This is a genomic window from Algicola sagamiensis DSM 14643, from assembly GCF_000374485.1.
GTDB classification, from domain to species: Bacteria; Pseudomonadota; Gammaproteobacteria; order Enterobacterales; family Alteromonadaceae; genus Algicola; species Algicola sagamiensis.
This window is the reverse complement of record NZ_KB894504.1, coordinates 84,491-110,484: the sequence shown is the minus strand read 5'-3', so window position 1 is coordinate 110,484 and position 25,994 is coordinate 84,491. Positions and strand designations below refer to the sequence as shown.

Sequence of the window (25,994 nt, the reverse complement as noted above, 5' to 3'; positions counted from 1 at the left end):
ATTCGAACGACAAATCCAATCGAGTCCGTGTTTGCGACGGTTCGTTTAAGAACCACGAAAAGTAAGCATGGTGGCAGTCGAAAAACGACACTGGCGATGGCTTATAAGCTGCTGGTAACCGCACAAAATAAATGGCGTCGATTGAGAGGCTACCGCCTTCTAGCTGATGTCATTGCAGGGATCGAATTCAAGGATGGAGAAAAAGTAACGTCGGATGATCAACAGGATGCTGCATGATCATGTCATACACCAGATTTGACTATAGCTCGCCGATGATCCCTTCCAGCTCAGCAGATGAAAATTTATTCGATTCATCAATCCACCCAGGGATCATCGCATCCACTCGCGCTGCCGCATCTGTTCGCGGGCCATGTGACATAGCTGAAACAAACTCATGTTGTGGTATATGATGTTGAAACGTATCCGTCGCGAGAGTTGAAGACATCGCACTCATAGAACTGTTCTCAAGTGAAGATGTTGTCGTACTGTGTTGAACATCATCTGACTGAGATGGGGAAACGCCTTTCGACTCAACATGTTTCTGTTGCGCGCTCGGATCTTCCATTTTTTTGGAGTTAAATTGAATTTTTTCTGGAAAGTCTCCAACAAATTCAGGCTCATAACCCATCAATGCTGGATAATTCGCAGCAAGCACTTCTTGAATATTCATATCAAACTTCGTATTCAAATCGAAGTCCCAAGAAATCTCCCTTAAATCCGGCTGCTGCGGATTATCTGATGCATCGTATTTCGCAGAGATAGTAAACTTGTGCGGATCATCTGCACTTGGAGTCGCCCGAACATTTTGTAGGAGCGGATGTTCCATTGCCAATGCACTTTCAATCATGCGTTGAACAGACATCGCATTTGAACGGATTGTATTTTGCATTAATCGATCAACGATTTCTTCTCTCGTCTGCTTACTTTCGTATTTGTGATTTTCCAGTGTCTGTCGTAACTCTGCACTATGCTCAACAATACCTCTGCTTTTATCTCTTAAACTCGAAATTACATCATCCGTTATATCTCCTTCCGATGAAGGCCAAGCTGTATTCCGAGTACAGATTTCGTAACTATCACCAAACGGGTTGGGCATACTCCCACTATCATCTTTGTGAAATTTCACATAATCCATCAGTGCCGCACGTTGCATGGATGTGACTTCGGATATAAACGCTTGTTCTTCTGCATTAAGCCCCAAAGCAGAAAGATCCCCAAGCAGGACATCAGCACGACGCATCATATTATTTTCAAGCAGCTTTGACTCCACAACGCCCCATGGAATATCGGGTGCACTTCCCCCACTACGACTGACCATCCAAGATTCATGATCTTCAAAAGTCGCTTTGCTGTCATCATAATCACCGACGGAAGTGGCAGGTGAAGATTGCGCTTCAGAAAACGATAAATCCTTGTCCTCGTTATAACCATTTATATCGTGATTTTTTGTACTCCAAGCATCGATGGTAAATGCACGAGAGTGTGTCGACATTGTGGTGAGGTTATGATCTGCATTTGCACTTTGTTCGTGGAACCAAGTATTGCCAATATAACCTTTTAAAGTTGCCAGATTCTCTTCTGAGCGCAAATCTGTCAGTGCTTCATCTGACATCTCTGCAACCAATGGTAACTGTGCACGCAAAGCTTGGTTCGTTGCCCCAGATTGAAGCAATGCAACAGCGTGATTCATATAGCTCTTATATAATGCAGCCGTTGTTTTACTTGTTGGTCCACAGGTTCCGTAGCCTTCTCCATTCATAAAAGCAGCAACTTGTAGTTTGAGTGCCCTCTCATCTTTTGCGGTCATTGAGTGAGATTCATTTTTCGATTTCTTCGCTTCAGAATCATCTGCTATCGCACTTTTCGTCATCTCAGGTTTCTTTTTGATACCGAGATCATGAAGGTTTTGGTCCAGCTGAAATAGAATGGATTGCATTTGCTCCCCAACAGCATAGCTCCGTTTAAAAATCACGTGATTTCGGTTATCAGTCTGTGATGAAGCAAGAAATGTATTTTCTTTAACACTCATCGAATTCACGATGTTACCGATAAAGCGTCCTGCAACCAATGAGAATCTATCCGCAGTGGAGACTGGTTTTGCTCCTTGGTAATTTAAAAAGTCTTTTTGAGTAATTTGTTGTAATTGTTGATCACGTAAACTGGCTGCCGCTGAGGATCTGGCGCTTTGAAATACACGTGTCATATTTGGGTTCGAAGTCATCCCATAAGTGGGCGGTCCATTCCTTTGCACTTTCTGATAAGAAGCGATGCTTTTCTGTTTTGCGATAAAACTAGCCAGTTCCTTTGACCGATACATCCCTTTTGATCCTTTCTTCCTTGTACGTTTTACTTTTTCCATTTGCTCCACGTCTTTAGACTTGAGTGTTTCGACGACATCTAAATTCCTTTTGCTTTTCGTCCGAGTGAGTCTTTCTACATGAGACTGCTGGCGATTAATACTTCGAATACTCTTGCGGCTCTTCGTTTTTACAAGTTTTGTTCTCGGGCTATCCGGCGACTCAGTCGTTGCTTCGGTCGCAAATCGAACGCCTCCTTTTTTCTTGGTTTTTTTATCTCCATGTTGCTGTTCTTCAACTTGAGAAAAGTGTTGTTGCTGCGAAGAAGGCTTCGTCATTTCGCTCACGGTTTCTTTCGCAGAAGCCGTAAACTGCCCTTGATTGGCAAGCGGTTTCGCATGTTTTATCGTACTGTCTTGAGTATCAGGCGTTGGTGTTTCTGACGGGATGTGAATCGAATCTGGTTTGTTCGTCACTGAGAATGGTTGAGTCATACTCACTCCTTTGTTTTGTTCATTGCATTCCTTTCGTTACGTCATAATTGATTCCTGACTTTGATTGGTTGGAGTCATCTTTAATCAATAACTCCGTTCCTGATAGGTACCTCATTTTTAAGAAATGTTTCTCATTTAGATTCTTTTTTCGACCAACAGCATCACTATACGACCAAACTTATGTTTCTGTTCGTTTTTATTCCAAAGAACCTAGGGTTTGCTGAACTTTCATAAAAATCAACAGACCCTAATCAATTTGGTTTTCTAACACGGCTTTTTGTTGCCATTGAATTACATTCTCTCTCGTGGTCATCGCAATCTCTTCCATCGCTTCTTTTGTAAAAAAGCCTTGATGCCCTGTGATCAGCACATTTGGAAAAGTGAGTAATCGCTGAAAATCATCATCCTGAATGATCTCATCACTTAAATCCTTAAAAAACAGGTCCGCTTCTTGTTCATACACATCAAGCCCAAGATAGCCCAACTTTTTTTCTTTCAAAGCTTGAATGCACGCTTTAGTATCAAGTAAAGCACCACGACTTGTATTGATGAGCATCACGCCCTGCTTCATTTGTTGAAATGCAGACGCTCCAATCATGTATCGGGTTTCTGGTGTTAAAGGGCAATGTAAAGTGACAATATCGGATAAAGTAAAGAGTTGATCCAGTGAAGCATATTCAACGTCTGTTTCCTGCGCAATTGGATCATAGGCGAGAATACGACAGCCAAAACCTTGCAATATTCGGATCAAAGCTTGCCCTATTTTACCCACTCCAATGACGCCAACCGTTTTTTGAAAAAGATTGAATCCGAGCAGCCCATTGAGATCGAAGTTATCTTCTTTTACTCGGTTATATGCTTTGTGGGTTTTTCGACTCAGCGATAACATCAGCGCAATGCAGTGTTCTGCTACAGCTTCAGGACTATAAGCAGGCACTCGAGTCACAGGGATATTGAAAGCTTTCGCGGCTTGTAGATCAACTTGGTTGAATCCAGCGCAGCGCAGTGTGATCAATTGAATACCCAAGTCTTTTAGTATCTGTAAGACTGCCTGCGATAAGTCATCGTTCACAAATGCACACACCACATCATGATCTTTGGCAAGAATAGCAGTCTGTTCATTCAGTGATTGTTCAAAGTAACTGACTTGTACATTGTCGTGTGCAAAAGCAGTATTGAAGAAAGAAACTTCATATTTTTGTGCGCTAAAAAATGCGATTTTAATTTGAGGTGATAATAACTTAGACATAATACAACTCGATTTACTTCTTTATCCATTTCAAAGTATAAGGAATGAGTCTAGTGGCTCATTGAGATACATCAAGAATGGGTTCATTGGATGCACAAAGTGCACCCAAATAGCTTTTCCAAAGCGTACTTCGATTCAATATATGCTTTTATCAAAAGAAAACTATATATTCACACTCGAAGGAATATTGCTCGGTAAAAGGTAGGTATAAGAAAGTAACGTCTTATATTTCCTATCACGAGCCAATATATCGCCTGTGATTTCCTTCTCCAATGCTTCCAATTGGGATTGGAATTTTGGGAGGGGTCCATCCGTGATTTTTGGATCCGTAAACCAAGTTCGATAGGGGAAAACATTCTGCTTATAGTCACCCAATGGCCGGTAATAAACAGAACCCAATAAGTGAAGCAAGGTTTGTTGCTGAAACGCCAAAATCAGCGGTGGCATCGCATCAACCCAATCTTGTTCGGTGACTTCATCTTTGACTATTTTTCCCCAAACGGCACCTGTGATCACTGGTGCATAAGACATAAGCGAACGCTGCGGGAAGTTTACTGCTGCATGTTGTGCACTTGCTGTGAAGATCACCATCGTTAGCACTTCAACCAATGCATTTTTTCCATTGATTGCTGGCAGACCTTTTATCTTACCTTGCTCGGAGACTTCTTTTGTCCAACTTGTGAGCTCTGCATCCTGTTTCACTTCATTATCTGTTCCATAGTAAACATTGACGTAATCGGTGACCCAATTTTCGATGACTTGCCATACTTTTGTCGCATCATCGCGATAAGGGTAATAAGGGAGGACGGTTACTTGATCGAGGCCACGCGCTTTTAAATCTTGGTGTAACATTGATTTTGCAAAATCAAACGATAAGCGATCTTGGATGGTCGCGTTTTGACTCGCCTGAATTGTCCCAGCAAAAATATGGTCAATAGCCCCACCTTCCGCAATCAAAGAAGTTGCTGCACTATTATTAATCGATAGTGTTCCTTCAAAGTGGGGGACGAGCAACTGGTAAATCGGATGGTTTTCATTGAGCGTCCGATGCGTCGCAACAGTAAAGGCTTCTTCGACCAAATGAGTTCTGGATAAATGAGCAAATAACTCGTGGTAATTGCCATCCGCATAGTTCGCGATCGACTTTGCAAGCTCCCAGCGATAATCTGTATTCTTTCCTTTTTTCGGGATCACAATCGGAGCATTATTCTGCGTTTGATCCACTAAGATCGCAATCGGTTTCAGCTGAGTCCGTTTCGGGTTTAATACAAAGGCGACGATGGGTGCAAATAAGAATTTAGGATGACCTAAAAACTCACCTGTGTTTTCTTCAAGCTGAATCAATTCATGATAATCACAAACAAACACACGCTTATCCGATAATGCAGCTTTTAGCGAGTCACCTTTTGCTAAGAGATGCGCCACATCTTTGTCTTTGAGTGGTAACTTATTGGGAAGTTGTTTGACTTGCTGAATCAACATCGGGTTTGGGCCAGCAACTCTCAGCTCTGCAAATGCCTGATCTGAGCAAATCAGATCAGCAACTTTTGGCAGTTCAATGGTCTGAAAGAGTGCCCGATATTGTGCAAGGCTGCTATTGCCTTCAACCTCACTTTTCAAGTAAGCAATAACTTCCTTGAGTTTTTCATCCAGTTCTTTTAAGTCACTCGCATTTTTAAAGAACTCAAACCCACCGCGTATTAAGTTGCCATTTTTAATATCAGACACGAGGTTTTGCAAATCAGCCCCAAACTTCTTCAAATCACTTTTCAGTTCTTGGAGTTCTTCTTTTGGGTATGCAGAAGTTTCTAACACCGCGAAAGCATTTTCCAAAATATCCATCACCACTGGTACTAACAGCTTATACCAAGCCAGGGTTGGCTTATCGGACTCCGGTACTTCCTTAGCAAGTGGAACTCCTTTTAAACTCTCTACATCGTAAGTCCATTGGTACAGACTTTTACGGGTATTTAAATCTGGTGTGACAGCCGCATAGGGCTCAGGCGTTTCCGGAAACGCCAAAGGCACATCTTTTTTCTGTTGCATGATGGTTTCCTTGTGGATCTCATAGCAGGATTCAGTGTGCGTGGGATTGAGATAAAGCTGGCAAATAGAGGTCAACTCTACCCACCCTTTCAAATTAGAAAAGCGATTCGAATAGTGCAAAAAAATCATTGCAAGGGAGCTAGAATATTTGTAACCTGCGCGGCCATACGCTTTATCTATTTTTACAGGGAAATATCAATGCTGCTTCTGATTGATAATTATGACTCGTTCACTTATAACTTGTCTCAATATATCGAAACGCTCGGCTGCCCTGTTGTTGTGAAGCGAAATGATACAATCACCCTTAATGATATAAAGGCTCTCTCTCCACAAGCTATTTTGATTTCACCAGGGCCATGCACACCGAATGAGTCTGGTATTTCGCTAGATGTCATTCAGCACTTTGCGGGGCACATTCCAATCTTAGGCGTTTGTTTAGGGCACCAAAGTATCGCTCAGGTTTTTGGTGGGGAAGTCTGTCGTGCAACGCAAGTCATGCATGGTAAAACCAGCATGATTGAGCATCATCAAACGGGTGTGTTTCAAGATCTCCCATCACCATTTCGTGTTGCACGTTACCACTCACTCATTGTTGAGCCAACATCGCTACCAGACTGCCTCGAAGTCACTGCATGGTATCTTCAAGAAGATGACACAATCGAGATTATGGGCCTCCGGCATAAAACACACATGATAGAAGGTGTACAATTCCATCCCGAAGCTATTCTCAGTCAGCATGGACATCAACTTCTCGCTAATTTCCTCCAAGCTTCTGGAATCGTTTTAAACACATCCGTTTAAATCCAAGTTAAGCAAATCACATTTCGCCTGCCATACTGATAAAAAGAAAAAGCGATTGAAAGTAAAACAAGAATTCGAATGAAAGAGAACGACCAATGATCCGTTCTTCTTATATAGCAGCAAGAGCCTAGAAAAACGCGACAGTGTATTTGATAATTTGGCATGCCAAAAAATAAATTAATTGATAACCTGAACCTTCGGTTTACACAATTGCTCATCAGTCACAAGTATGCCCTTATGCAGCAGGGTGCAAGTAACTTTTTGAATTTCGAAGACACAGAGCAAGGTTCTTCTCGTCGCGAACTACTCGCTGTCGAAGCTGTTGCAAGGATGAAAGATCGTGAGCAAATGGAAGATAAACAAAAATTTAAAGAATATATAGAAATTGCGCTTCATGAAAAAATCCGTTTTTTACTTGAAGAACGGCTGTCAGAAACCGAAGAAATCTATAAAGAAGTCATTCATATTCAAGATGAAGTCCCTGCGCTCCTAGACATTCTTAGCGTCAAAGCTGCGTCAATTAATCGTATCGACCCACTCGTCAACCATCTCGTTTGGCTTAAAGAAGAGTTAATTAAACTTGCTAATCTGCCCCAGTATCGAAGAAGCGATCGTGCAGTCGTTCGATTAGAAGATGCTGGGCTTGTCCTGCGTTTTATTGGCTTAGATAATCTGAAAATGATCATTCCTGCTTTCGCAAAACGTCACTGGCTACCACATAGTACAGAGCCTTACACACTGATGCGGCGAAAACTCTGGGAACATTCACTCGCAACAGGTATTGCAGCAAAACGTATTGCACAGGAAGAAGATGAAAATAGCTTCTTTGCTTATTGCCTTGGACTTTTTTGTGAGGTCGGTGCAACGGCTGTGATACGTCTATATATGAAAACGTTCCAGGAAGTCTGGGAAAAAGAAGTTCGTTTTGCCAGAGACGAACGGATGAAGGATGAACATGACGCGCTCGTCGATATGGAACTCAATCCCGCATTTTTATGTGAAATGTTACTGGCCCATTCAAATAATGTAAGTATGGATATGATCCAAATGATGGATCTTAAAAGATTGTACATTGCTCCAGCAATGCATGACCTTGTTGCAATCCCTTATGATGACCGCCAACCAATCGCTCAAATTGTAAGCAGAGCAAGCTGGTATAGTAAGTACAAAATACTGGTCAAACATCGGTTGATTAATAACCAAGAAGTGAAGGAACTTTTCCACTATTTACACATGAGTCGTTCCACATTAGAGATCTTAAATAAGACAAATCTGAAGAATTTGAGCCTAGAATTCGAGGATTAATCACATTTTTTTGCTGCATATTTATCTGAAAACGAAAACAATCGAGGTAAATCGCTGTTTTAAAAGAAATTAAAATTTTCACCTCCGGGGATATTCAGAAAATAGCTCGACTTATTATTCACCAAATAAGAATTTACACCCAAAAACATCACTTCAAGACTTCCCCGTTGCATGCAAGATAAAGACATTTTGCAGAATATCTGGGATAATTTGCGCTTAGATTTTAATCCAGATAGAGGCAAATTTGTCTCTAGCTATGTCGAAAGAGGATGATTATGTCTGAACAAAATTTGGTCTCCCGCGAGCTGTTTGACGAAGTCATGGTTCCAAATTACAACCCTTCATCTGTGATCCCCGTGAAAGGTGAAGGCTCCAGAGTCTGGGACCAAGAAGGACGAGAGTTTATCGACTTTGCTGGCGGTATCGCAGTAAATTGCCTAGGACACTGTCATCCGAATCTAGTGAAAGCGCTCAAAGAGCAAGGCGAAAAAATCTGGCACCTCTCCAATGTGATGACCAACGAACCAGCACTTCGTTTGGCGAAGAAAATCACTGATGCCACATTCGCAGAAAATGTTTACTTCGCCAACTCAGGTGCAGAGGCGAACGAAGCAGCGTTAAAGCTTGCACGTCGCTGGGCACTTGATAACTTTGGTGAACACAAAAACAAAATTATCGCATTCCACAAAGGTTTCCACGGACGTACTTTCTTCACAGTGACTGTTGGTGGCCAAGCAGCATACTCTGACGGCTTTGGTCCAAAGCCAGGCGCAGTTGCCCACGCAGAATTCAACAACCTAGAAAGCCTTGCAGATCTGATTGACGACGATACTTGTGCCGTCATGATGGAGCCAATCCAGGGTGAAGGTGGAGTGATCAGCCCAACCTCTGAGTTCATGGCTGGTATCCGTGAGCTTTGCGACAAGCACAACGCCCTTCTCATTTTTGATGAAGTCCAATCTGGTGTTGGTCGTACAGGTCACCTTTATGCATATCAAGCACTTGGTGTGACGCCTGATATCCTGACCACTGCAAAAGCATTGGGTGGTGGATTCCCGATTGGTGCAATGCTTTCTACGAAAGAAATCTCAAAGCACCTGAAAATCGGTACTCATGGTAGTACATACGGTGGTAACCCACTTGCATGTGCGGTTGCAGAAGCTGCATTCGATACCGTAAACACGAAAGAAGTGCTTGATGGTGTCAAGCATCGTGAACAGCTTTTCCGTGATGGCCTCAGCGCGATCAACGAAAAATATAATGTCTTTAGTGAAGTTCGTGGCGAAGGTCTACTCCTTGGCGCGGTCTTAAATGAGCAATACCAGGGTCGTGCTCGTGACTTCCTTGTCGCTTCAATCGACAACGGCTTAATGTCACTTGTCGCTGGTACCAATGTCGTTCGCTTTACTCCATCTCTTGTGATCCCAGAAGCGGACATCCAAGAAGGTTTAGCACGCTTTGAAAAAGCAGTAGCGCAAGTAGTTGCAGGTTAATTCCCTGCCATTCATTTTTGTTCATAAATACAAGGGAGGTGGCTTTTTGCCGCCTCTCCTATGCTTAAGACAGGAGTAAGCGATGTCGATGATTATTCGCCCAATCCGAAGTGAAGACTTTCCTGCTTTACTCAAGATTGCAGAAGACTCGGGTCACGGTTTCACCTCATTGCCCGTCAACGAAGAACTGCTGAAGTGTAAGATTGAACGCTCAGTGCAGTCATTTCATAAAGAAGTCACACAAGCGGGTGACGAAAGTTATTTGTTTGTAATGGAAGATCTCGATACAGGTTGTGTGGTTGGTACCAGTGCTATCGAAGCCGCGGTTGGCTTAGACGACGCTTTTTACCATTATCACATGAGTAAAGTTGTCCACTCTTCTCGTGAGTTAGATATCTACAATACTGTTGATCTGCTGACGCTTTGTAATGATTACACTGGTGCAACAGAGATCTGCACGCTCTTCTTAGATGAAGGCCATCGTATCAACAACAATGGTAAAGTGCTTTCGAAAATGCGTTTCATGTTCATGACAAATTATCGTGAGCGTTTTTCAAGTACCATTTTTGCTGAGATGCGTGGCGTTTCTGACGATGCTGGTAACTCACCTTTCTGGCAGTGGCTTCAAGAACACTTCTTCTCAATGGACTTCCCGACAGCAGATTACCTGACAGGGATCGGCCAAAAACAATTCATCGCAGAATTAATGCCGAAATACCCAATTTATGTCAATCTACTGTCCAAAGAAGCGCAATCTGTCATTGGAGAGGTTCATCCAAACACCCGTCCAGCGATTGAAATGCTGAAGTCTGAGGGATTCCGTTTCCGCGGTTATGTCGATATATTCGACGCAGGTCCTACGGTTGAAGCCCATCTGGATGATATTCAATCCGCACGCAATAGCGTTGAAGTCGAAGTGAAAATCGGCGAACGTTCTGACGAAAGCAGCCAAGCATATATCGTCACGAACCTGAAATTAAAAGATTTCAGAGCAACGCAATTACGCTTCTCCAAACATGTCAAAGATGAAGCGCATGTTGTACTCACGCAGAAAGAAGCAGATGCACTGCTCGTTTCTCCTGGCGACAAACTCCGTATTGTTGCACTTTAACTGAATTGAGGAAGAATCAATGACACGCGATGTTCAGTTTATTCAAGGTCAATGGCACTCTGGTGAAGGCCATGCAATGTCATCCCTGAATCCAGCAAAAAATGAAGTGATTTGGGAAGGAAATACTGCAACACCTGAACAAGTAGATGTTGCTGTTAAAGCTGCCCGTGAAGCATTCTACACTTGGTCTGACTTATCTTTTGATGCACGTTTAGACATCATCAAGGCCTACGGTGAGCAGCTAACAGAAAACAAAGAAAAAATCGCAGAGGCTATCGCGCAAGAAACAGGAAAGCCAATCTGGGAAACCCGTACAGAAGCGGGTGCGATGCTCGGTAAAATCGATATCTCCGTTCGTGCTTACCACGAGCGTACTGGTACTGTTGAAAATGCAATGCCGCTGGGCAAAGCATTTGTCCGCCACAAGCCACACGGCGTAGTCGCAGTATTTGGTCCTTACAATTTCCCGGGCCATCTACCAAATGGGCACATAGTTCCTGCACTCCTTGCAGGCAACACAATTGTCTTTAAGCCAAGTGAACTCACACCGATGGTTGCGGAACTGATGCTGCAACTGTGGGAAAAAGCAGGCCTCCCTGCGGGTGTCATCAACATGGTTCAGGGTGAAGTTGAGACAGGTAAAGCGCTTGCTTCTCACCAAGGCATTGATGGCCTGTTTTTCACTGGTAGCTCTCGCACTGGTCATATTCTGCATGAGCAATTTGCAGGCCAGCCGGGCAAAATCCTTGCGCTAGAAATGGGCGGCAACAATCCGCTTATCGTCAAAGAAACCGCAGATATTCCTGCAACTGTCCACGATATTGTCCAGTCAGCATTTATTTCAACAGGTCAGCGCTGTACATGTGCAAGACGTTTGTTCCTGCCAGCAAATTCGGAAGGGGATCAGATCCTTGAGAAATTAATTGCAGCAACAAAAGCAATCAAAGTTGGCTACTACGACGATGCAGAGCAACCATTCATTGGCTCGATGATCTCCGAGGGTGCAGCAAAATCAATGGTTACAGCGCAACAAATGCTTACCGAAAAAGGCGGTGAGATCCTTGTTGAGCTGGTTCATCAAAAAGAAGGCACTGGCTTTGTTTCTCCAGGCATTATTGATTGTACAAATGTCGCTGACTTTCCGGATGAAGAGCATTTTGGCCCTTTACTGAAAGTCTTCCGATACACTGATTTTGATCAAGCCATCGATCAGGCAAATGAAACAAGCTATGGTCTCTCTGCGGGATTACTGAGCGATGATCAAGCACTGTATGATCACTTCTTCAAGCGCATCCGTGCTGGTATCGTCAACTGGAATCGCCCAATTACAGGCGCAAGCTCTGCAGCACCATTTGGTGGCATCGGGGCAAGTGGTAACCATCGCGCGAGTGCTTACTATGCCGCTGACTATTGTGCATATCCTGTTGCGTCCGTAGAACTCGAAAAATCCGTTCTACCAGAAACGCTCAGCCCAGGGCTCAATATTGAAAAATAAATCAGAAGCAGCATACGCTGCTTCTTTTTTTTGAGAAGGAAAAACCGAGGTTACTATGCATACCAATGTGAATGTATTATTTGATCACCTTTGGCAAAATTATCTGGAAGTTACCCCTTCCGCGAAACAAGTTCATGAAGTTTTAGGCAAAGGTCAAACACTCATCAACGATCACGTGGCATTTCGGACGTTTAATATCGAAAAAGTGAATTTGGACAAGCTTGCCGCACATTTCGAAGCACTAGGTTATGTCGCCAAAGGCGATTATGACTTTGAAAAGAAAAAGCTCAAAGCAAAGCACTTCGAACATGAAGATCCAACACTTCCTAAAGTTTTTATCAGTGAATTGCTCGTTGAAGAATTCCCTGAAGATATTCAACAGATTATTCATAAAATGGTTGATCAGTTGGACGCATCTTTAGTCACCGCGGATAACTTCCTATACTCTGGCGCACAGTGGCAAGTCTCTTATGATGAATATCTTCGTCTCCTACAAGAGAGCGAATACGCCGCTTGGATGTCTGCCTATGGCTACCGTGCAAACCACTTCACCGTGAGCATTAACCATCTCGGCGAAGATGAGTCCATTGAGAACGTGAATCAAGTTTTGAAAGATGCTGGATTTGTCCTCAATGCCAGTGGCGGTGAGATCAAAGGATCTCCGGATGTTTTCCTTGAGCAATCATCAACGATGGCTGATAAAACCAATGTTCAGTTCTCAGACCAATTGGCTGAGATCCCAAGCTGTTTCTATGAGTTTGCTCGTCGTTATACACTACCAAATGGCGAAATCTATACGGGCTTTGTTGCTGCTTCCGCAGATAAAATCTTCGAAAGTACCAACGTCAACGCATAAGCGATGGATGTTTATCACAGAGGGAAGAAATTCCCTCTCTATTCCCGCCTTTCATTTGCCGATACCCTCACTCAGTATTATGATTTAATCAAAGAATCTCTTGAAACAACGCATTGGAATACCAAGCAGGGCTTTGACAATGGTCACGAATACTTCCGGCTATGACTCGCTTATTGAATATTTGACTGAAAACTTAAGTCTTTTTGAGAAAACGGGTCCAACTCGCCCGGAAGCAATACCTATTATTGAGTTATTAGAAAAACAGCTATCAGAAAAAATAATTAGTTTATGTACTCAGCATCCTGAGCTTGAGACCAATCATCGCGGTGTGATCATCCGTGAAATCGATGGGATCATGTATGATTTACAAGAAGTTCTTTCCGGGATTTCTTCCCGTCCTGCAACACAGGAGCAGGAAGAGTTTATCGAAGAATATACAGGACTGATTAAGAATTTATTTGATGCCTCAATCTCGGACTTACTCGATTAAAATACGAATCAACACGCTGTTCACAAAATCATTAGGATTTTCGTGCGAGATACGCTAGAATCGCCGCTCGATTTTTATCAAACTTAGTCATGAATGCTCTACGGCTTTAGGCTGTCACTGCAAACCATTTCTGACTTCGATTGGCCGGGTTTGTCTGACAAACCCAATAAAGTGGTATCTTTTTGAGGATGGCTGCCTGTGGTGAAACCATTTGATAAGATAAAGCTGCACGGCTTTAATAATCTCACAAAAAGCCTGAGCTTTTGTATTTACGATATTTGTTACGCAAAAACCGAAGAACAACGCCAAGCTTACATCGAATATATTGATGAACAATATAACGCAGATCGTTTAACGGATATTCTCAAAGAAGTGTGTGACATTATTGGTGCCAACATTCTGAATGTTGCACGACAGGATTATGATCCACAGGGAGCAAGTGTCACGATTTTGGTTTCGGAAGAGCCGATTTATACTGAAAACGTAGACCAGCAGGAATCCCCTGGTCCAATTTCTCCAACCATCGTTTCTCATTTGGATAAGAGCCACATCTGTGTTCATACCTATCCTGAAGTTCACCCAGATGATGGGATCTGTACTTTCCGTGCTGATATCGAAGTCTCGACTTGTGGGATCATTTCTCCGCTGAAGGCACTGAACTACCTGATCCACCAGCTAGAGTCTGATATTGTAACGGTTGATTACCGTGTCCGTGGTTTCACAAGAGACGTGAATGGCACAAAACACTATATTGATCATCCGATTAGCTCTATCCAAAACTTTATGGATGAGGAAACACAAAATGCTTATCAAATGATTGACGTGAATGTGTTCCAAGAAAATTTATTCCATACAAAAATGGTGCTCAAAGACTTTGAGTTGGAAAACTACCTGTTTGGTGTCCAACTCAACGACCTCAGCCATGAAGAGCAATGCGATATTGCAGGCAAACTGCATCACGAGATGCAAGAAATTTTCTATGGTAGAAACCTGCCATTGATTGGTGAGAACTAATCACACATTATATCTTTGTTTAACGCCGCATCTTTATGCGGCGTTTGTGTTTTAGGTACTTGATAATAAAGAGTAAAGCAATGACCTGGCAACCCACTGCGTCAATTCAAAATTTGCAGCGTCGTGCAACAGCACTGAAAGAGATCCGCGCATTTTTCGCATTGCGTGATGTCATGGAAGTCGAAACCCCTGCACTCTCCCGTTACGGTGTCTCAGACGTTCACTTGAGAAACTTTGAAACGGAGTTTGTTGGACCGGGATATGCCAAAGGGATTTCGCTCTATTTACAAACATCACCAGAATACGCTATGAAGCGCCTCTTAGCGGCGGGAAGTGGGTCAATCTATCAAATGAGCCGAGCATTTCGTAATGAGGAGTCAGGCCGCTTTCATAATCCTGAATTCACGATGTTGGAATGGTATCGGGTGGGCTTTGATGCACCGAAGTTAATTCAAGAAGTCGATGAACTCGTTCAAAGTATTCTCAACTGTCCTCCAGCAGAAGTCATGACTTACCAACAAGCATGCCTGCAATTCCTCGGCCTTGACCCCCTCGAAGCGCCGCTATCCACACTTAAAGCAAAACTGACTGAACTTGGCTGGCCCGATGTTGCTGAGCAAGAAGACGATCGTGATATTTTGTTGCAATGCCTCTTTAGTGAAGGTGTTGAACTACAGATCGGCCAAGACAAACCGACTGTGATTTATCAGTTTCCAGCATCACAAGCTGCATTAGCAAAGATCTCTTCACAAGACTCTCGAGTAGCAGAGCGATTCGAACTGTATTACAAGGGTGTAGAGCTTGCAAATGGCTTTGATGAGCTCACGTCAGCCGAAGAACAACGTCAACGATTTGAACAGGATAACAGAAAGCGTGAGTCGATGGGGATCCTCCCGATGCCGATTGATGAAGACTTTCTTGCTGCCCTCGAAGCTGGGCTACCTGATTGTGCAGGCGTTGCACTGGGCGTTGATCGCCTACTGATGCTTGCGATCGAAGCAGAGCAAATAGAAGAAGTGATTGCATTTCCGACATCGCGTGCATAATTTAAGCTGCTTATTTCCAGATTAAAATTATTCATATGATTGATATCATCACCCTCTCTCCTATGTAGAAATCTCAGAAGCCCCCAGTGAACCTGATTGAATCATTAATCCGCATTGAGCGTAAACAGGTCATTTTGATTTAAAAAAAGGTACATAAGAAAAGATAAAACTAATACCTTACACCTATATTACTGTAAAATATGTGAAATATGCATGTGTGGTAATTTCTTTTATGGTACTTTTACCTGTTATGAATACGAACATGCACGAAAATAATCGTAAAAACAGTTTAGAGCATCAAGGGCAGATCTTACGTGAGGCGCGTAGAGACTCTGGTCTGACTCAAGAAGAGTTATCTGAGGTGCTCGACTGTTCTGTACGACATATCCAAAACATTGAAGCTGGGAAATGTGATCCATCATTTAGCCTCGTGAGACTCTGGATGCAAGCCACCCAAGACTGGCGCTCCTTTTTCTCATTTCTTCAAAAGCCGATCACCCCCTGTTTAAACAAGGAAATATGAAATGACAAACAAAATGCATGCTCATGATTCAATTCAATTACTTGAGCTAACTACTAACGAAACAATGGTGGTGAATGGTGGTAGCGTTGGTGGCACAGGAGATGGAGATACAACCCTTCCTCCTAAGAACTCGAGCATCATAGCCCATTCTTCCAATAATGATATCCATGGGGGGCAAAATGAAAGAGTCACATAAATATCTTCTACATACTTTTGGGCTGCTCCTATTCATGGTGAGTACTGGGTGGCTCATTCAATACCTTGGGTATCCAATTTTTTCGACGCCATGTGTATTGCTAGCAGCATCATATTTACTGATTATCCATTGGAAAGATAGAGCCGCAAGGCTCATCACATTCATCTATGTTTTTGCAACCTGCGTGAATTTACTTGGTACATGGATCACTTATCAGGATTTTTATCTATTCCTGATATTCGGTATCTTTTTTGACTTAGCCGCGCGTTGGATATATTTACACTATGATGTTGTTGCCAGATGGTTCAACTACCCATTACCAACTGGTTCTAACTTTTTTCAGGTCTTTGCAATCAGTCGAATTTTTATCGTAAGTATTTTCTATAACGCACTACTGTTAATTTCAATTATTCCATATTTGTATTTTGATATTGATGCACCAGCCGAATTTCTTCACAACTGGCAAGATCCATTTAAACTCTTCCTGAGTCTATTAATCTACTTAAACATCTGGTCGCTTTTGTTTGATTCAAACTCCCTTCAAAAACTCAGAAAATTAAAAGCAAAAGCAGCATAAATCTGATAGAACAACTCCCCCACTGTATTCTGCAATATCGTGGGGATTTCCTATGACACACTTGAAAAAGAAAAGCGCTAAATTAGTAGAAAAACTTCTTTTAATTTGAAAACGCTATCAACCGCATCATCAGTAGTGAACCATTACCATTCTGTCTATCCTTCTATAAATTGTGCACGCAAAAAAGAGCGGTAAAGGAATACAAAATACAAGATTTTTTTCCTACTTCAGAAGCTCTAATATAATAAGAAATAAAGAGGGAGGTAGGCATTTGACTGAAGAAGCGGCATCAATTCCATTATTTCCACTTACGGCACATGTTTTGCCGGGGGGACGTTTGCCACTGCGTATATTTGAGCCACGTTACTTGAAAATGGTCACTGATAGCCTTTCCAATCAAACCTACTTTGGGATGTGTATGCTCAATTCAGGCCCTGATCGGCAAAGTGTGTCAATTCATCCAATTGGTACGCTTGTTGAAATTATTGATTTTATGTCTCTAGACGGTGGTCTGCTTGGCATTATTGTTGAAGGTATACAACGATTTCGGATTTTGGATTTTACACCAGATAAAGATGACTTGTATTGGGGAGACGTCTCTCTTTTACCAAATTGGTGCCAACACAAAGCACCTAACAATGACCCTGTGATAAATAAACTGGCTTCGCTGTATCACAAATGCCCCGAGCTTGGGGAACTCTATCCAACCCATCACCTGGATGACATATCTTGGGTTTGTCAGCGTTGGTTGGAAATTTTACCGATTACTGCCAAAGAAAAACAGTCGCTTCTTAATATGGACAGCCATGTTTATACCCATCACTATCTTTTAAAACTGCTCTCAGAAAATGAAACTTAATGATTTCCGTATATGCTTTCAATAAGTATTTTGCAGTGATCTTATCGTGAAATTAATTCGTTTATTCTCACTATGCCCCTTTCTTCTGAACTCCTTTGATGGTCTTGCGAAAGTGATCCGCCTCTCTACTGGAGAATACCCGCCCTATTTCTCTCAAACGATGAAACACGATGGGTTTATTACGCACTTGATCAACGAAGCATTTTTAGCAGCCCCTGAGCCGATGCAAATTGAGGTCAAATTTTTACCCTGGAAAAGAGCGTATCAGGAAGCAAAAGAAGGGAAATATCACGGTAGTTTCGCTTGGTCGAATGCCCCCGTACACCAGCCTTTTTTCCGAATGAGTGAGCCCGTACTTTACGACACCCCAACATTCCTCATTATTCGTGGTCAAGGCCCGAAAAAAAATGGGATTCTTTAGAAGACTTTCAATCATTCCGTATTGGCGCAACAATTGGCTACACCTACACACAAGCATTTTGGGAAGGGAAAAAAAGTGGTCGATTAAAGATAGAGGAAAACCTGACAGACAAAAACAATATCCAAAACTCATCGCCGGTTGGATCCATGTGTTTCCCGTTGATAAACTCGTTGGAGAATATACCATCGCGTGTTTTTTTAAGGTGCATCGTGCTTCATTTTAATGGTTGGAAAAGCCGCTTAATCGAGTTTCTGCACACCTGTTTTTTTCTCGTATTCGTGATGATGCGAAATACCTTCAACAACAATTTAATGCTTGTCTTGAGACACTAAAAAAGACCGGAAAATATCAGGAAATCTATCAACGATTAAAAGAGGGCTACTACGAACCCTCTTGTGAAGAATAAACCCGTGCACTTTTATAAACGACCGTAATAAGCAAGCATTTCTTCTGTCGCTGCACTTCTTGAAGGTGGATGGAAACCAAGGAGGCGACAAGCGGGGAGTAAATACCCAAGCGTTTTGTTTTGAATAAACTGGATCCCCCCCAGTATTTCGAATGCACGGTCACTGATACGCTCTATTGCCTTTTGCGTCGAAAAGCGAACAGACAAGCATTGTGCCCGTAAAGCATCGTTAAATATACCTTCATCCAATTTTTCCGCTGTTGCCATCAATGCAGTCATTGTCGACTGATAATCAATGAGCATGTCGGATTTTTCAATCATATGCCCATTTTTTTCAAATAAAGCCTTATCCATCATCTGAGCGGCAACACCTAAGTACATTGCAGACGCCAAAACTTGAAACCAACAGGACACAGCATTCTCTGCTGCGCCTTTCCCTTGCATTGCAGCTTTGGTGGGATCATCGACTTGCGCATTCATAACATCACTCAATAACATGTATTCGTCTGGTACAAAAACCTGATTGAGTGTCACAGCTTGAGTATCTGAGTTTCGGAGAATATCAGCCTGCCAAAAGTCTCGGCAGCTGCTCACGCCTTCGGTTTGCCTTGGAATAATCGCAGCGCCAATATGTGTCTCTCCTTGTTCATTCGTGTAATTTAAACCGAGCAACATCGCATCCATGACATTCGCCATTGTGCACGGTTTTTTCTGCCCATTAAAAACGAATCCACCCGCTGATTTTTCTAACGATATTCCAAGCTTCAAAATATCTTGGTGGGCATAGCCTTCCGCAAACGCCGATGCAAGTAACATATTGTTTGAAGCAAGATAAGAAGTCAGCTGACGCACCTCAGGAATATATGCCGAGAATGAATCTAGCCCAGCCAAGCTATGGTGATGCATCACCATCATCAGGCCAAGCGAAGGCGCACGTCCAGCAACCCAATGGATCATTTGAGTTAACTCAGAAGCTTTCGCGCCTAGTCCACCAAATTCAACTGGTAGCGTCGCAGCCGACGTACGACTATCCCGAAATACGCCTGCAAGTGTTTCAGGAGATGAGTTTTCCCAATCCATCATGGATTGCGTAGAGAGTAATTGAAAAAGTTGTGGGAATTTTTGCTGCGTCATATCCGCAGCTTGATCAAGATGCATGATGTTTTCCTTTCTTGTAATAAGCAGAACCAGCCCATCCGCATGCTAAAGTGCAAGAATACCTGGATGACATCAGCCAAATGAATTAAAATATAAAATAAAAACAAATAGTTAATGCAAGCCACTCATTATGTGCGTGAATATTCCCCCTGTGCAAGCGCATTTCTCACAGAAATCACGATGTTTGAATGACTCGAATTTAGAAAACACCTCCGTTTATCTCAGATAAATTCATGTTTTATCTTCTCTCTCCCTATTGGTTCACAAATAATAAGTGACTTATCTCAATACATGAAGATAACAATACTTTTCTGAAAATTGACACACCATACTCAATCTCAGTGATTTTATGTTGTCCATAGGTAATTTATTGTATAAATCCGACACCCACCACTGTTTGCTTTATCATCTGCATCATTCTTTTTTCACTAGAGAAATTTATTTTCACTTCATTTTTTAACTTATATTCAGTGAATTAAATAAATAACCCAGAGAAATACCTGATAAATGCCAGTGGCTTTATTGAGAGGTAGAAATCACACATCTTCGAAAAGTAAATGTCACCACGTTCAATGTAAAAGTTTCGAAAATTCGCTTTTGACATATTTTCATACGTATAAAGTTAAATTGTCCGGACATCAATGATTTCCAATGTGATGTGGTTCAGCAGCACACCTCACTTGTTGGAATTGGACAATCAAACTCAGGAAATTTTAATAATGAGAACACTGACGTTTATGCTGTCTTTCTTTTTTGTCGTTTTTAGCACATCTGCGAATGAATCAGTATTGGATAAAGCACTCAAAAAATTGATCCAGCAACATCAATTGACTGGGGAGCCAACACGTGGTGTCGATATCCCAACCCCCAATGATCCAGAAGTGAAACTGGGCAAACTTTTGTTTTTCTCAAAATCTCTCAGTGGCGATAAAGATGTTGCTTGTGCAAGTTGCCACCATCCCTATTTAGGGGGTGGCGATGGACTTGCATTACCTATTGGCACTTTTGCTAAAGATCCTGACGTTTTAGGACCTGGCAGAGTCACGAAGACAGACCAGCTCTATGTCCCACGCAACTCTCCCACTATCTTCAATAGTTGGGCATATACTCGCAGCCTCTTCCGTGATGCGCGTGTCGAGTTGATTGATTTTAAATATCCAAGCAAAGGGATCAGTACGCCTGATGTCCCTTATGGTGAAGCCGATCCAAATGCAGGAGAAGGTCTCCTTGAAGCACAAGCCCGGTTTCCTACGGTTTCTCCCGTTGAAATGCAAGGTTTCAGCTTTGAGGCCGGCCAACCCACTCATGTGGTTCGCGCTCATCTTGCTGCACGTATTGGTGATTATGGTGTTGGGCAGGGAGAAATTTTTCGAAACCAATGGAGACAGTACTTTGAACGTGTCTATGGTCACATCACTGGTACGCAGGAAGAAATCGTGACTTACGAGAATATTGCCAATGCTCTCGCCGCATATCAACGTTCAATGAACTTCACAAACAACCCCTGGTTTCAATACATTCGCGGTGACCTGAATGCAATTGATGATTCCGTAAAACGCGGTGCAATCCTTTATTATACGCTCCCACCACCACCATCAGATGGTGGAGATCCACCTGACGAGCTTCCTACTCAGTGTGTTGGATGTCATAGTGAAGACACACTCACACAGTCGAAAGGGGACAATTATCATCGACTCGCATTCCCACAAATTGGTCCAGGTACAAATACAGGCCCATCAGAAACTGGAGATATTGGCCGCATGGCTCGTAATGGCAAAGAAGCAGATATCTTTAGTTTTCGCTCCCCAACATTATTGAACATCGAAGTCACGGGTCCCTATGGCCATGCCGGAAATTACAAAACGCTGGAAGAAGTGATGGATCACTATAATGACTTTCACAAAGCACTGAATAAATACTTTGATAACTCAGACTGGTGCAAGCTCGCTCAGTTTAAAAACACCGAGTCTTGTGAGTCCCTATTCCCCAACGCAAAATCAGATACTCAGCCCGCAATCGATATTGTGGATGATGAAATCGCTGATGGCGCACCTGTACTCAGGCCTTTGGGGCTGGATGAACAAGAACTGGCAGACATGGTCGCATTTATGAAAGCACTCACCGATCCTTGTGTGAAAAGTGCTCTCTGTCTACAACCCTGGTTGCCCCAACCAGAAGATGGTGATCCGGATGGACTCCTCCTACATCCCAAAAACGACCAAGGTGTCCCACTGAACCTCAAAAAAGACTGCACGAATAGTGATACCATCACAAGTGGTCAATCACTTCAGTGGGATCAAATGGAGTGTATTTCTGGCCAGGCCCACCATTTCTATGTAGATGTAGAAATGGATAATACAACGCTTTACATCAGTACCAGCAATGGACAGGGAAAATCTCAAATATTTTATCGTCAGGATGATTGGGCCATGCCGCATTCAGCGAAAGCGCGCTCTGAAGGGAATAATACCAACCAAGTCCTCATTGTCACCGCCAACCGGGGCCGTCATTATATTTTGATATATCACCCCCAAGGCTATCAGCAATTGGGTGTTGCCGTCAGTCAGGACTCAGCCAACCGGGAGCCTGGTGAGCAGCCGAAGTCAATTCACAATGCATGTCAGCAAATGCTACCAACCCGAATCAGCCAGCTCAATTTTGGACAACCATTGTGCGCTGCGAATCATCGTTCATTTTTCTTTTTCAATGTCCCTGCCAGCAATCAAACGATAGAAATCAGGACCGATCATGGGCAAGGCAACCTAAACCTATTTACTGGCCAAAACTGGCCTTCTCAAGCACATCATGATTTTTCTTCTACCCAGAATGGCAGTCGTGAATTCTTGCGATTGGATAGTATTCCAAAAGGGTGGTACTTCATCACGCTGGAAGGTGGAACAACCCCCGTATCCATCCAGATTGATCTCCAACAGTAAAGTATTATCCATCAAATTCAATACCAGGGAAGGTGTTGTTACCCAACTCAACAGCCATCGCTGCGATGATCTTCTATAAATAAGGTTGAGTACCTTTGACAGGTAATCTCAAATCAGTAAAATCCCCCTCCCAAATTGAAAGGGCATTTGCCCCTTGGAACAAAAAAAGAAGCTCCCAATGAAAAAAACAATTTTATTTTCAACGATTGCACTGGCTGTTAGCTATTCAACAACTGCATTTGCTCAACTCGATAATTTACATATCACCGCTCCAGCTCATTCTGCACAATCCGTGTTGAAAACACAGTGGGATGCAGAGCGTGAAGCATTATCTTTCATTGCGCATTTTCAATCGCGTGAGCCCAAGTGGCAGCGCGCACAAGTGGGTACAATTACCCCACTTTATCGTGACGAAACGTCTCTTCAGGCCTATGAAGTTGAGATCCTGTCTATACAAGGTGAAGCACAAGGATACTTGATTATTGAAGCAAACCCTCTCCGTGAGCAGGTCGCAGAATTTGCATTTGAAGGGACTTCTCCAACAAAAATCCTCAAATCCAATCTTCAAGATAATCGTCAATATCGTTGGCTATGGAATGGACCAGGCACATCTGCGGTGATCCTTGCACCAAAACATGAGGCCATCCTTTTCACTATCAACCCATCCGTCACTCAAGCTGACTTTTCTGTTTCCCGCAAAATCGAGCAATCCGATATGCAACCATTGTCACGGATGCGCAGGGATACCCCTGACTCTGAAGAAATTGTGATTGACTGGCGTTTCTCACCTTTCTATCAAGAATACCGTTACTGGCCAACATCCAGTAATGATAGAAATGAGTGCTATGCGGGTTGCACGCCTGTAGCCGCTGCAATGTTGGTCGATTTTTATGACCGCAATGGCTACCCAAATATGATTGGAGATGAAACTCAGCAAAATCATCAAGCGAATAGTCCATTGATGCGAGAGACCATTAACCAACTTCGTGGCGTGCTCAAAACTTATTGCCGCGAAGATGGTCAAGGAGGCACATCACAATCCAATAGCATCAATATTGTCGATTATATGAATCAAAGAGGCGATGCGCAGTGGAAAGCAAGACGCATCAGCTATGCTGCCATGACGACTTTCTCTTACTTGATCCAGGAAATGAAAGCTCAGCGTCCTGCGATGGTTCACTATCACACGCAAGGACAAATTGGCACGAATCATTCAGCCATTGCTTTTGGTTATATTTACGGTGGATATTGGGGAGATAACTTCCTTACTGTTCGTACGGGGTGGAGTCGACAAGAACAGATTCAATACAATATAAAAAGCATGGGAACTGTCGAAGCAACAATAGTCACTCGTAAAGACTAAGCAGCAACCAAAGTTGGTATCTCAACAGCCTTGTTCATTACACTCTATTACTTTGAGCAAGGCTTTTCTTTATCGCAATGAGAATAAAATTCCCTCACTCTCAACACTTATTTACGCTATCATCGCAACCTTCAATTCTTCAAGATTATTGCCAATCAAAAAAAATCGAAATTAATCACCATTATCAAAAATATTCTGCAACAATATACATCTCGACGTTACCCAACTATATTAATACTTTAGTATTGAAAAAATATCTCTCAATCATTCGTTTTTTAGGAAAGAAGATGTCTCAAAACTTTCAAAAACTCATTCAAGAACTTTGCCAGAAACTCTCTTTGAATGAGCCTGAAGAAATTTCAGAAATCGTGAGCCTCCAAGTTGGCGAACAGGCGATCCATATTACTGAATTTCCAGAAAACTCTCTACTCATGTTCAGCTATATTGACTTCGCTAAAATTGAAGCAACACCAGCACTTCTACAGAGAAATATTTTTGGGGAAGAACCACTGAAACCGATTCTTGGTCAAGATAAAGACAGTCAGGATTGGATTTTATGGAGTCGTCAGCCATTCAATGAAGATGATGGAGAAAAAGCGTATCACCAGTTGGAAATTTTAAGTGATGCGAATGACAAGTTACTCTCAGGCGATCACTCCTCCGCTGTGGAAGAAACAGCAGACCCATTATCAAGTTCAGGAATTCGTGTGTAATTTACATTGGATATTCCATATCGTTCCTTTTATATCATATGTGTCTGCCCTGCCACAAAGCAAGGCAGATCATAATGGCTAAGGCTTAGGAACGAATCCAACCGCATCGTAAACGCGTTTGAGTACACGATTTGCACGTACCGATGCAGCTTGAGCACCTTGACGCATCACTTGATCAAGGTAAGCACGATCTTCGCGGATCTCATTAAAGCGTGCTTGTAACGGTTCTAACATTGATACAACTGCATCTGCTGTATCTGTTTTCAAGTGACCATACATTTTGTCTTCGTATTCAGGGACTAATGATTCAATTGAACGCCCTGTAGTGCACGACAAGATCGTCAGAAGATTTGAAACACCTGGTTTTTCTTCAACGTCAAAGTAAATTCTTGCCTGTTCGTCAGAATCCGTCACCGCTCGCTTAAGCTTTTTGGCTACTTTTTTAGGGTCTTCAAGTAATCCAATGAAATTATTTGGATTCTCATCTGACTTTGACATTTTCTTTGCTGGCTCCTGAAGGCTCATAATACGCGCACCCACTTCCGGGATACGTGGCTCAGGCACTTTAAACACGTCACCATAAATATTGTTGAAACGCACAGCAACGTCACGTGTCAACTCAAGATGTTGTTTCTGGTCATTTCCAACTGGCACATCATCGGCATCATAAAGCAGAATATCAGCCGCCATCAGGACTGGATAATTGAATAGTCCAGAGTTGATATTATTCGCATGCTGTTGTGACTTGTCTTTAAACTGTGTCATCCGGCTCAACTCACCCATTTGGGTATAGCAATTCAGCACCCAAGCTAATTGCGCATGCTCAGGGACATGTGACTGAACAAAGATGGTTGCCTTTTCCGGGTCAATGCCACATGCAATATAGAGTGCAAGTGTATCTAAAGTGGCTTTTTGAAGCTTTTCCGCTTCCTGACGAACAGTGATCGAGTGAAGATCGACCAGCATAAAGTGACAGTTATGGCTATCCAACATCGTATTCCACTGACGCAAAGCACCAATGTAGTTTCCTATCGTGAGTTCTCCAGAAGGCTGTACGCCACTTAGTACGACTGGTTTTGACATAATTGTTACTCTATCCCGTGTTATAAATTCGAAAATACAAATACGGTACACCACCGCATCGC

General features: G+C 42.7%; 22 protein-coding genes and 1 pseudogene. 18 read left to right on the top strand and 5 right to left on the bottom strand.

The genetic code is table 11. The annotated features are described in order from the left end of the window. Nucleotides 1-237, top strand: a pseudogene (locus C505_RS24595) (IS256 family transposase); the annotation flags it as partial. 22 nt (nucleotides 238-259) lie between these two features. Here the strand turns inward: C505_RS24595 and C505_RS0117425 are convergent. The 3 genes from C505_RS0117425 to C505_RS22835 all read right to left on the bottom strand — a co-directional run bounded on the left by C505_RS0117425 (nucleotide 260) and on the right by C505_RS22835 (nucleotide 6,086). Beyond that, entirely contained in the window at nucleotides 260-2,791 is a 2,532-nt protein-coding gene (locus tag C505_RS0117425; RefSeq protein WP_018693918.1) for a hypothetical protein, read from the bottom strand. A 247-nt stretch (nucleotides 2,792-3,038) separates the two neighbouring features. Continuing rightward, nucleotides 3,039-4,016, bottom strand: coding sequence for a 2-hydroxyacid dehydrogenase (locus C505_RS0117420; protein ID WP_026318061.1), 978 nt, complete (start codon nucleotides 4,014-4,016; stop codon nucleotides 3,039-3,041). 186 nt (nucleotides 4,017-4,202) lie between these two features. Next, the gene (locus C505_RS22835; protein WP_018693916.1) at nucleotides 4,203-6,086 is read right to left on the bottom strand and encodes a lipoxygenase family protein; all 1,884 of its coding nucleotides are present in this window, start codon (nucleotides 6,084-6,086) and stop codon (nucleotides 4,203-4,205) included. Nucleotides 6,087-6,284: 198 nt separating this feature from the next. Here C505_RS22835 and C505_RS0117410 point away from each other — a divergent pair, with 198 nt between their 5' ends. From C505_RS0117410 to C505_RS0117345, 14 genes are all read left to right on the top strand, one after another. Next, nucleotides 6,285-6,887 (top strand): anthranilate synthase component II, encoded by a 603-nt coding sequence (locus tag C505_RS0117410; RefSeq protein WP_018693915.1) that lies wholly within the window; start codon nucleotides 6,285-6,287, stop codon nucleotides 6,885-6,887. Nucleotides 6,888-7,049: 162 nt separating this feature from the next. Next, nucleotides 7,050-8,192 (top strand): HDOD domain-containing protein, encoded by a 1,143-nt coding sequence (locus C505_RS0117405; protein ID WP_018693914.1) that lies wholly within the window; start codon nucleotides 7,050-7,052, stop codon nucleotides 8,190-8,192. A 275-nt stretch (nucleotides 8,193-8,467) separates the two neighbouring features. Continuing rightward, nucleotides 8,468-9,685 (top strand): aspartate aminotransferase family protein, encoded by a 1,218-nt coding sequence (locus tag C505_RS0117400; protein ID WP_018693913.1) that lies wholly within the window; start codon nucleotides 8,468-8,470, stop codon nucleotides 9,683-9,685. Nucleotides 9,686-9,767: 82 nt separating this feature from the next. After that, nucleotides 9,768-10,796 carry an arginine N-succinyltransferase gene (gene astA / locus C505_RS0117395; RefSeq protein ID WP_018693912.1) on the top strand — a complete coding sequence of 343 codons (1,029 nt, stop codon included), beginning with the start codon at nucleotides 9,768-9,770 and terminating at the stop codon, nucleotides 10,794-10,796. A 19-nt stretch (nucleotides 10,797-10,815) separates the two neighbouring features. Continuing rightward, nucleotides 10,816-12,291 (top strand): succinylglutamate-semialdehyde dehydrogenase, encoded by a 1,476-nt coding sequence (gene astD, locus C505_RS0117390; protein WP_018693911.1) that lies wholly within the window; start codon nucleotides 10,816-10,818, stop codon nucleotides 12,289-12,291. 55 nt (nucleotides 12,292-12,346) lie between these two features. Beyond that, a complete protein-coding gene (locus C505_RS0117385; RefSeq protein WP_018693910.1) occupies nucleotides 12,347-13,147 on the top strand; it encodes a DUF1338 domain-containing protein in 801 nt (266 codons plus the stop codon). Nucleotides 13,148-13,286: 139 nt separating this feature from the next. Beyond that, nucleotides 13,287-13,637, top strand: coding sequence for a DUF3802 family protein (locus tag C505_RS0117380; protein WP_018693909.1), 351 nt, complete (start codon nucleotides 13,287-13,289; stop codon nucleotides 13,635-13,637). Nucleotides 13,638-13,835: 198 nt separating this feature from the next. Further along, nucleotides 13,836-14,651: an adenosylmethionine decarboxylase gene (gene speD / locus C505_RS0117375; RefSeq protein WP_018693908.1), complete on the top strand. Its 816-nt coding sequence runs from the start codon at nucleotides 13,836-13,838 to the stop codon at nucleotides 14,649-14,651. A gap of 80 nt (nucleotides 14,652-14,731) precedes the next feature. Continuing rightward, nucleotides 14,732-15,697 (top strand): elongation factor P--(R)-beta-lysine ligase, encoded by a 966-nt coding sequence (epmA, locus tag C505_RS0117370; RefSeq protein WP_018693907.1) that lies wholly within the window; start codon nucleotides 14,732-14,734, stop codon nucleotides 15,695-15,697. Nucleotides 15,698-15,959: 262 nt separating this feature from the next. Then, entirely contained in the window at nucleotides 15,960-16,220 is a 261-nt protein-coding gene (locus C505_RS22830) for a helix-turn-helix domain-containing protein (protein WP_018693906.1), read from the top strand. A 1-nt stretch (nucleotide 16,221) separates the two neighbouring features. Further along, nucleotides 16,222-16,416: a hypothetical protein gene (locus C505_RS24590; RefSeq protein WP_018693905.1), complete on the top strand. Its 195-nt coding sequence runs from the start codon at nucleotides 16,222-16,224 to the stop codon at nucleotides 16,414-16,416. Then, nucleotides 16,400-16,993 carry a hypothetical protein gene (locus C505_RS0117355; RefSeq protein ID WP_018693904.1) on the top strand — a complete coding sequence of 198 codons (594 nt, stop codon included), beginning with the start codon at nucleotides 16,400-16,402 and terminating at the stop codon, nucleotides 16,991-16,993. The genes C505_RS24590 and C505_RS0117355 overlap by 17 nt, the downstream gene beginning before the upstream one ends. Nucleotides 16,994-17,264: 271 nt before the next feature. Next, the gene (locus C505_RS0117350; protein WP_018693903.1) at nucleotides 17,265-17,852 is read left to right on the top strand and encodes an LON peptidase substrate-binding domain-containing protein; all 588 of its coding nucleotides are present in this window, start codon (nucleotides 17,265-17,267) and stop codon (nucleotides 17,850-17,852) included. 46 nt (nucleotides 17,853-17,898) lie between these two features. Beyond that, entirely contained in the window at nucleotides 17,899-18,273 is a 375-nt protein-coding gene (locus tag C505_RS0117345) for a hypothetical protein (protein WP_157369173.1), read from the top strand. Between the two features lie 418 nt (nucleotides 18,274-18,691). On the opposite strand, the gene C505_RS0117335 is transcribed toward C505_RS0117345, so the two are convergent. Then, nucleotides 18,692-19,837: an acyl-CoA dehydrogenase family protein gene (locus C505_RS0117335; RefSeq protein ID WP_018693900.1), complete on the bottom strand. Its 1,146-nt coding sequence runs from the start codon at nucleotides 19,835-19,837 to the stop codon at nucleotides 18,692-18,694. Nucleotides 19,838-20,556: 719 nt separating this feature from the next. Here C505_RS0117335 and C505_RS22825 point away from each other — a divergent pair. The 3 genes from C505_RS22825 (at nucleotide 20,557) to C505_RS23865 (ending at nucleotide 24,849) form a co-directional block, all read left to right on the top strand. Then, nucleotides 20,557-22,773, top strand: coding sequence for a cytochrome c peroxidase (locus tag C505_RS22825; protein WP_157369171.1), 2,217 nt, complete (start codon nucleotides 20,557-20,559; stop codon nucleotides 22,771-22,773). A 178-nt stretch (nucleotides 22,774-22,951) separates the two neighbouring features. Then, on the top strand, nucleotides 22,952-24,136 hold the full coding sequence (locus tag C505_RS0117325; RefSeq protein WP_018693898.1) for a hypothetical protein: 1,185 nt from the start codon (nucleotides 22,952-22,954) through the stop codon (nucleotides 24,134-24,136). Between the two features lie 287 nt (nucleotides 24,137-24,423). Continuing rightward, the gene (locus C505_RS23865) at nucleotides 24,424-24,849 is read left to right on the top strand and encodes a CesT family type III secretion system chaperone (protein WP_169337065.1); all 426 of its coding nucleotides are present in this window, start codon (nucleotides 24,424-24,426) and stop codon (nucleotides 24,847-24,849) included. 78 nt (nucleotides 24,850-24,927) lie between these two features. Here C505_RS23865 and trpS read toward each other — a convergent pair whose 3' ends face one another. Further along, a complete protein-coding gene (gene trpS, locus C505_RS0117315; RefSeq protein ID WP_018693896.1) occupies nucleotides 24,928-25,932 on the bottom strand; it encodes a tryptophan--tRNA ligase in 1,005 nt (334 codons plus the stop codon). Nucleotides 25,933-25,994: the final 62 nt, after the last annotated feature.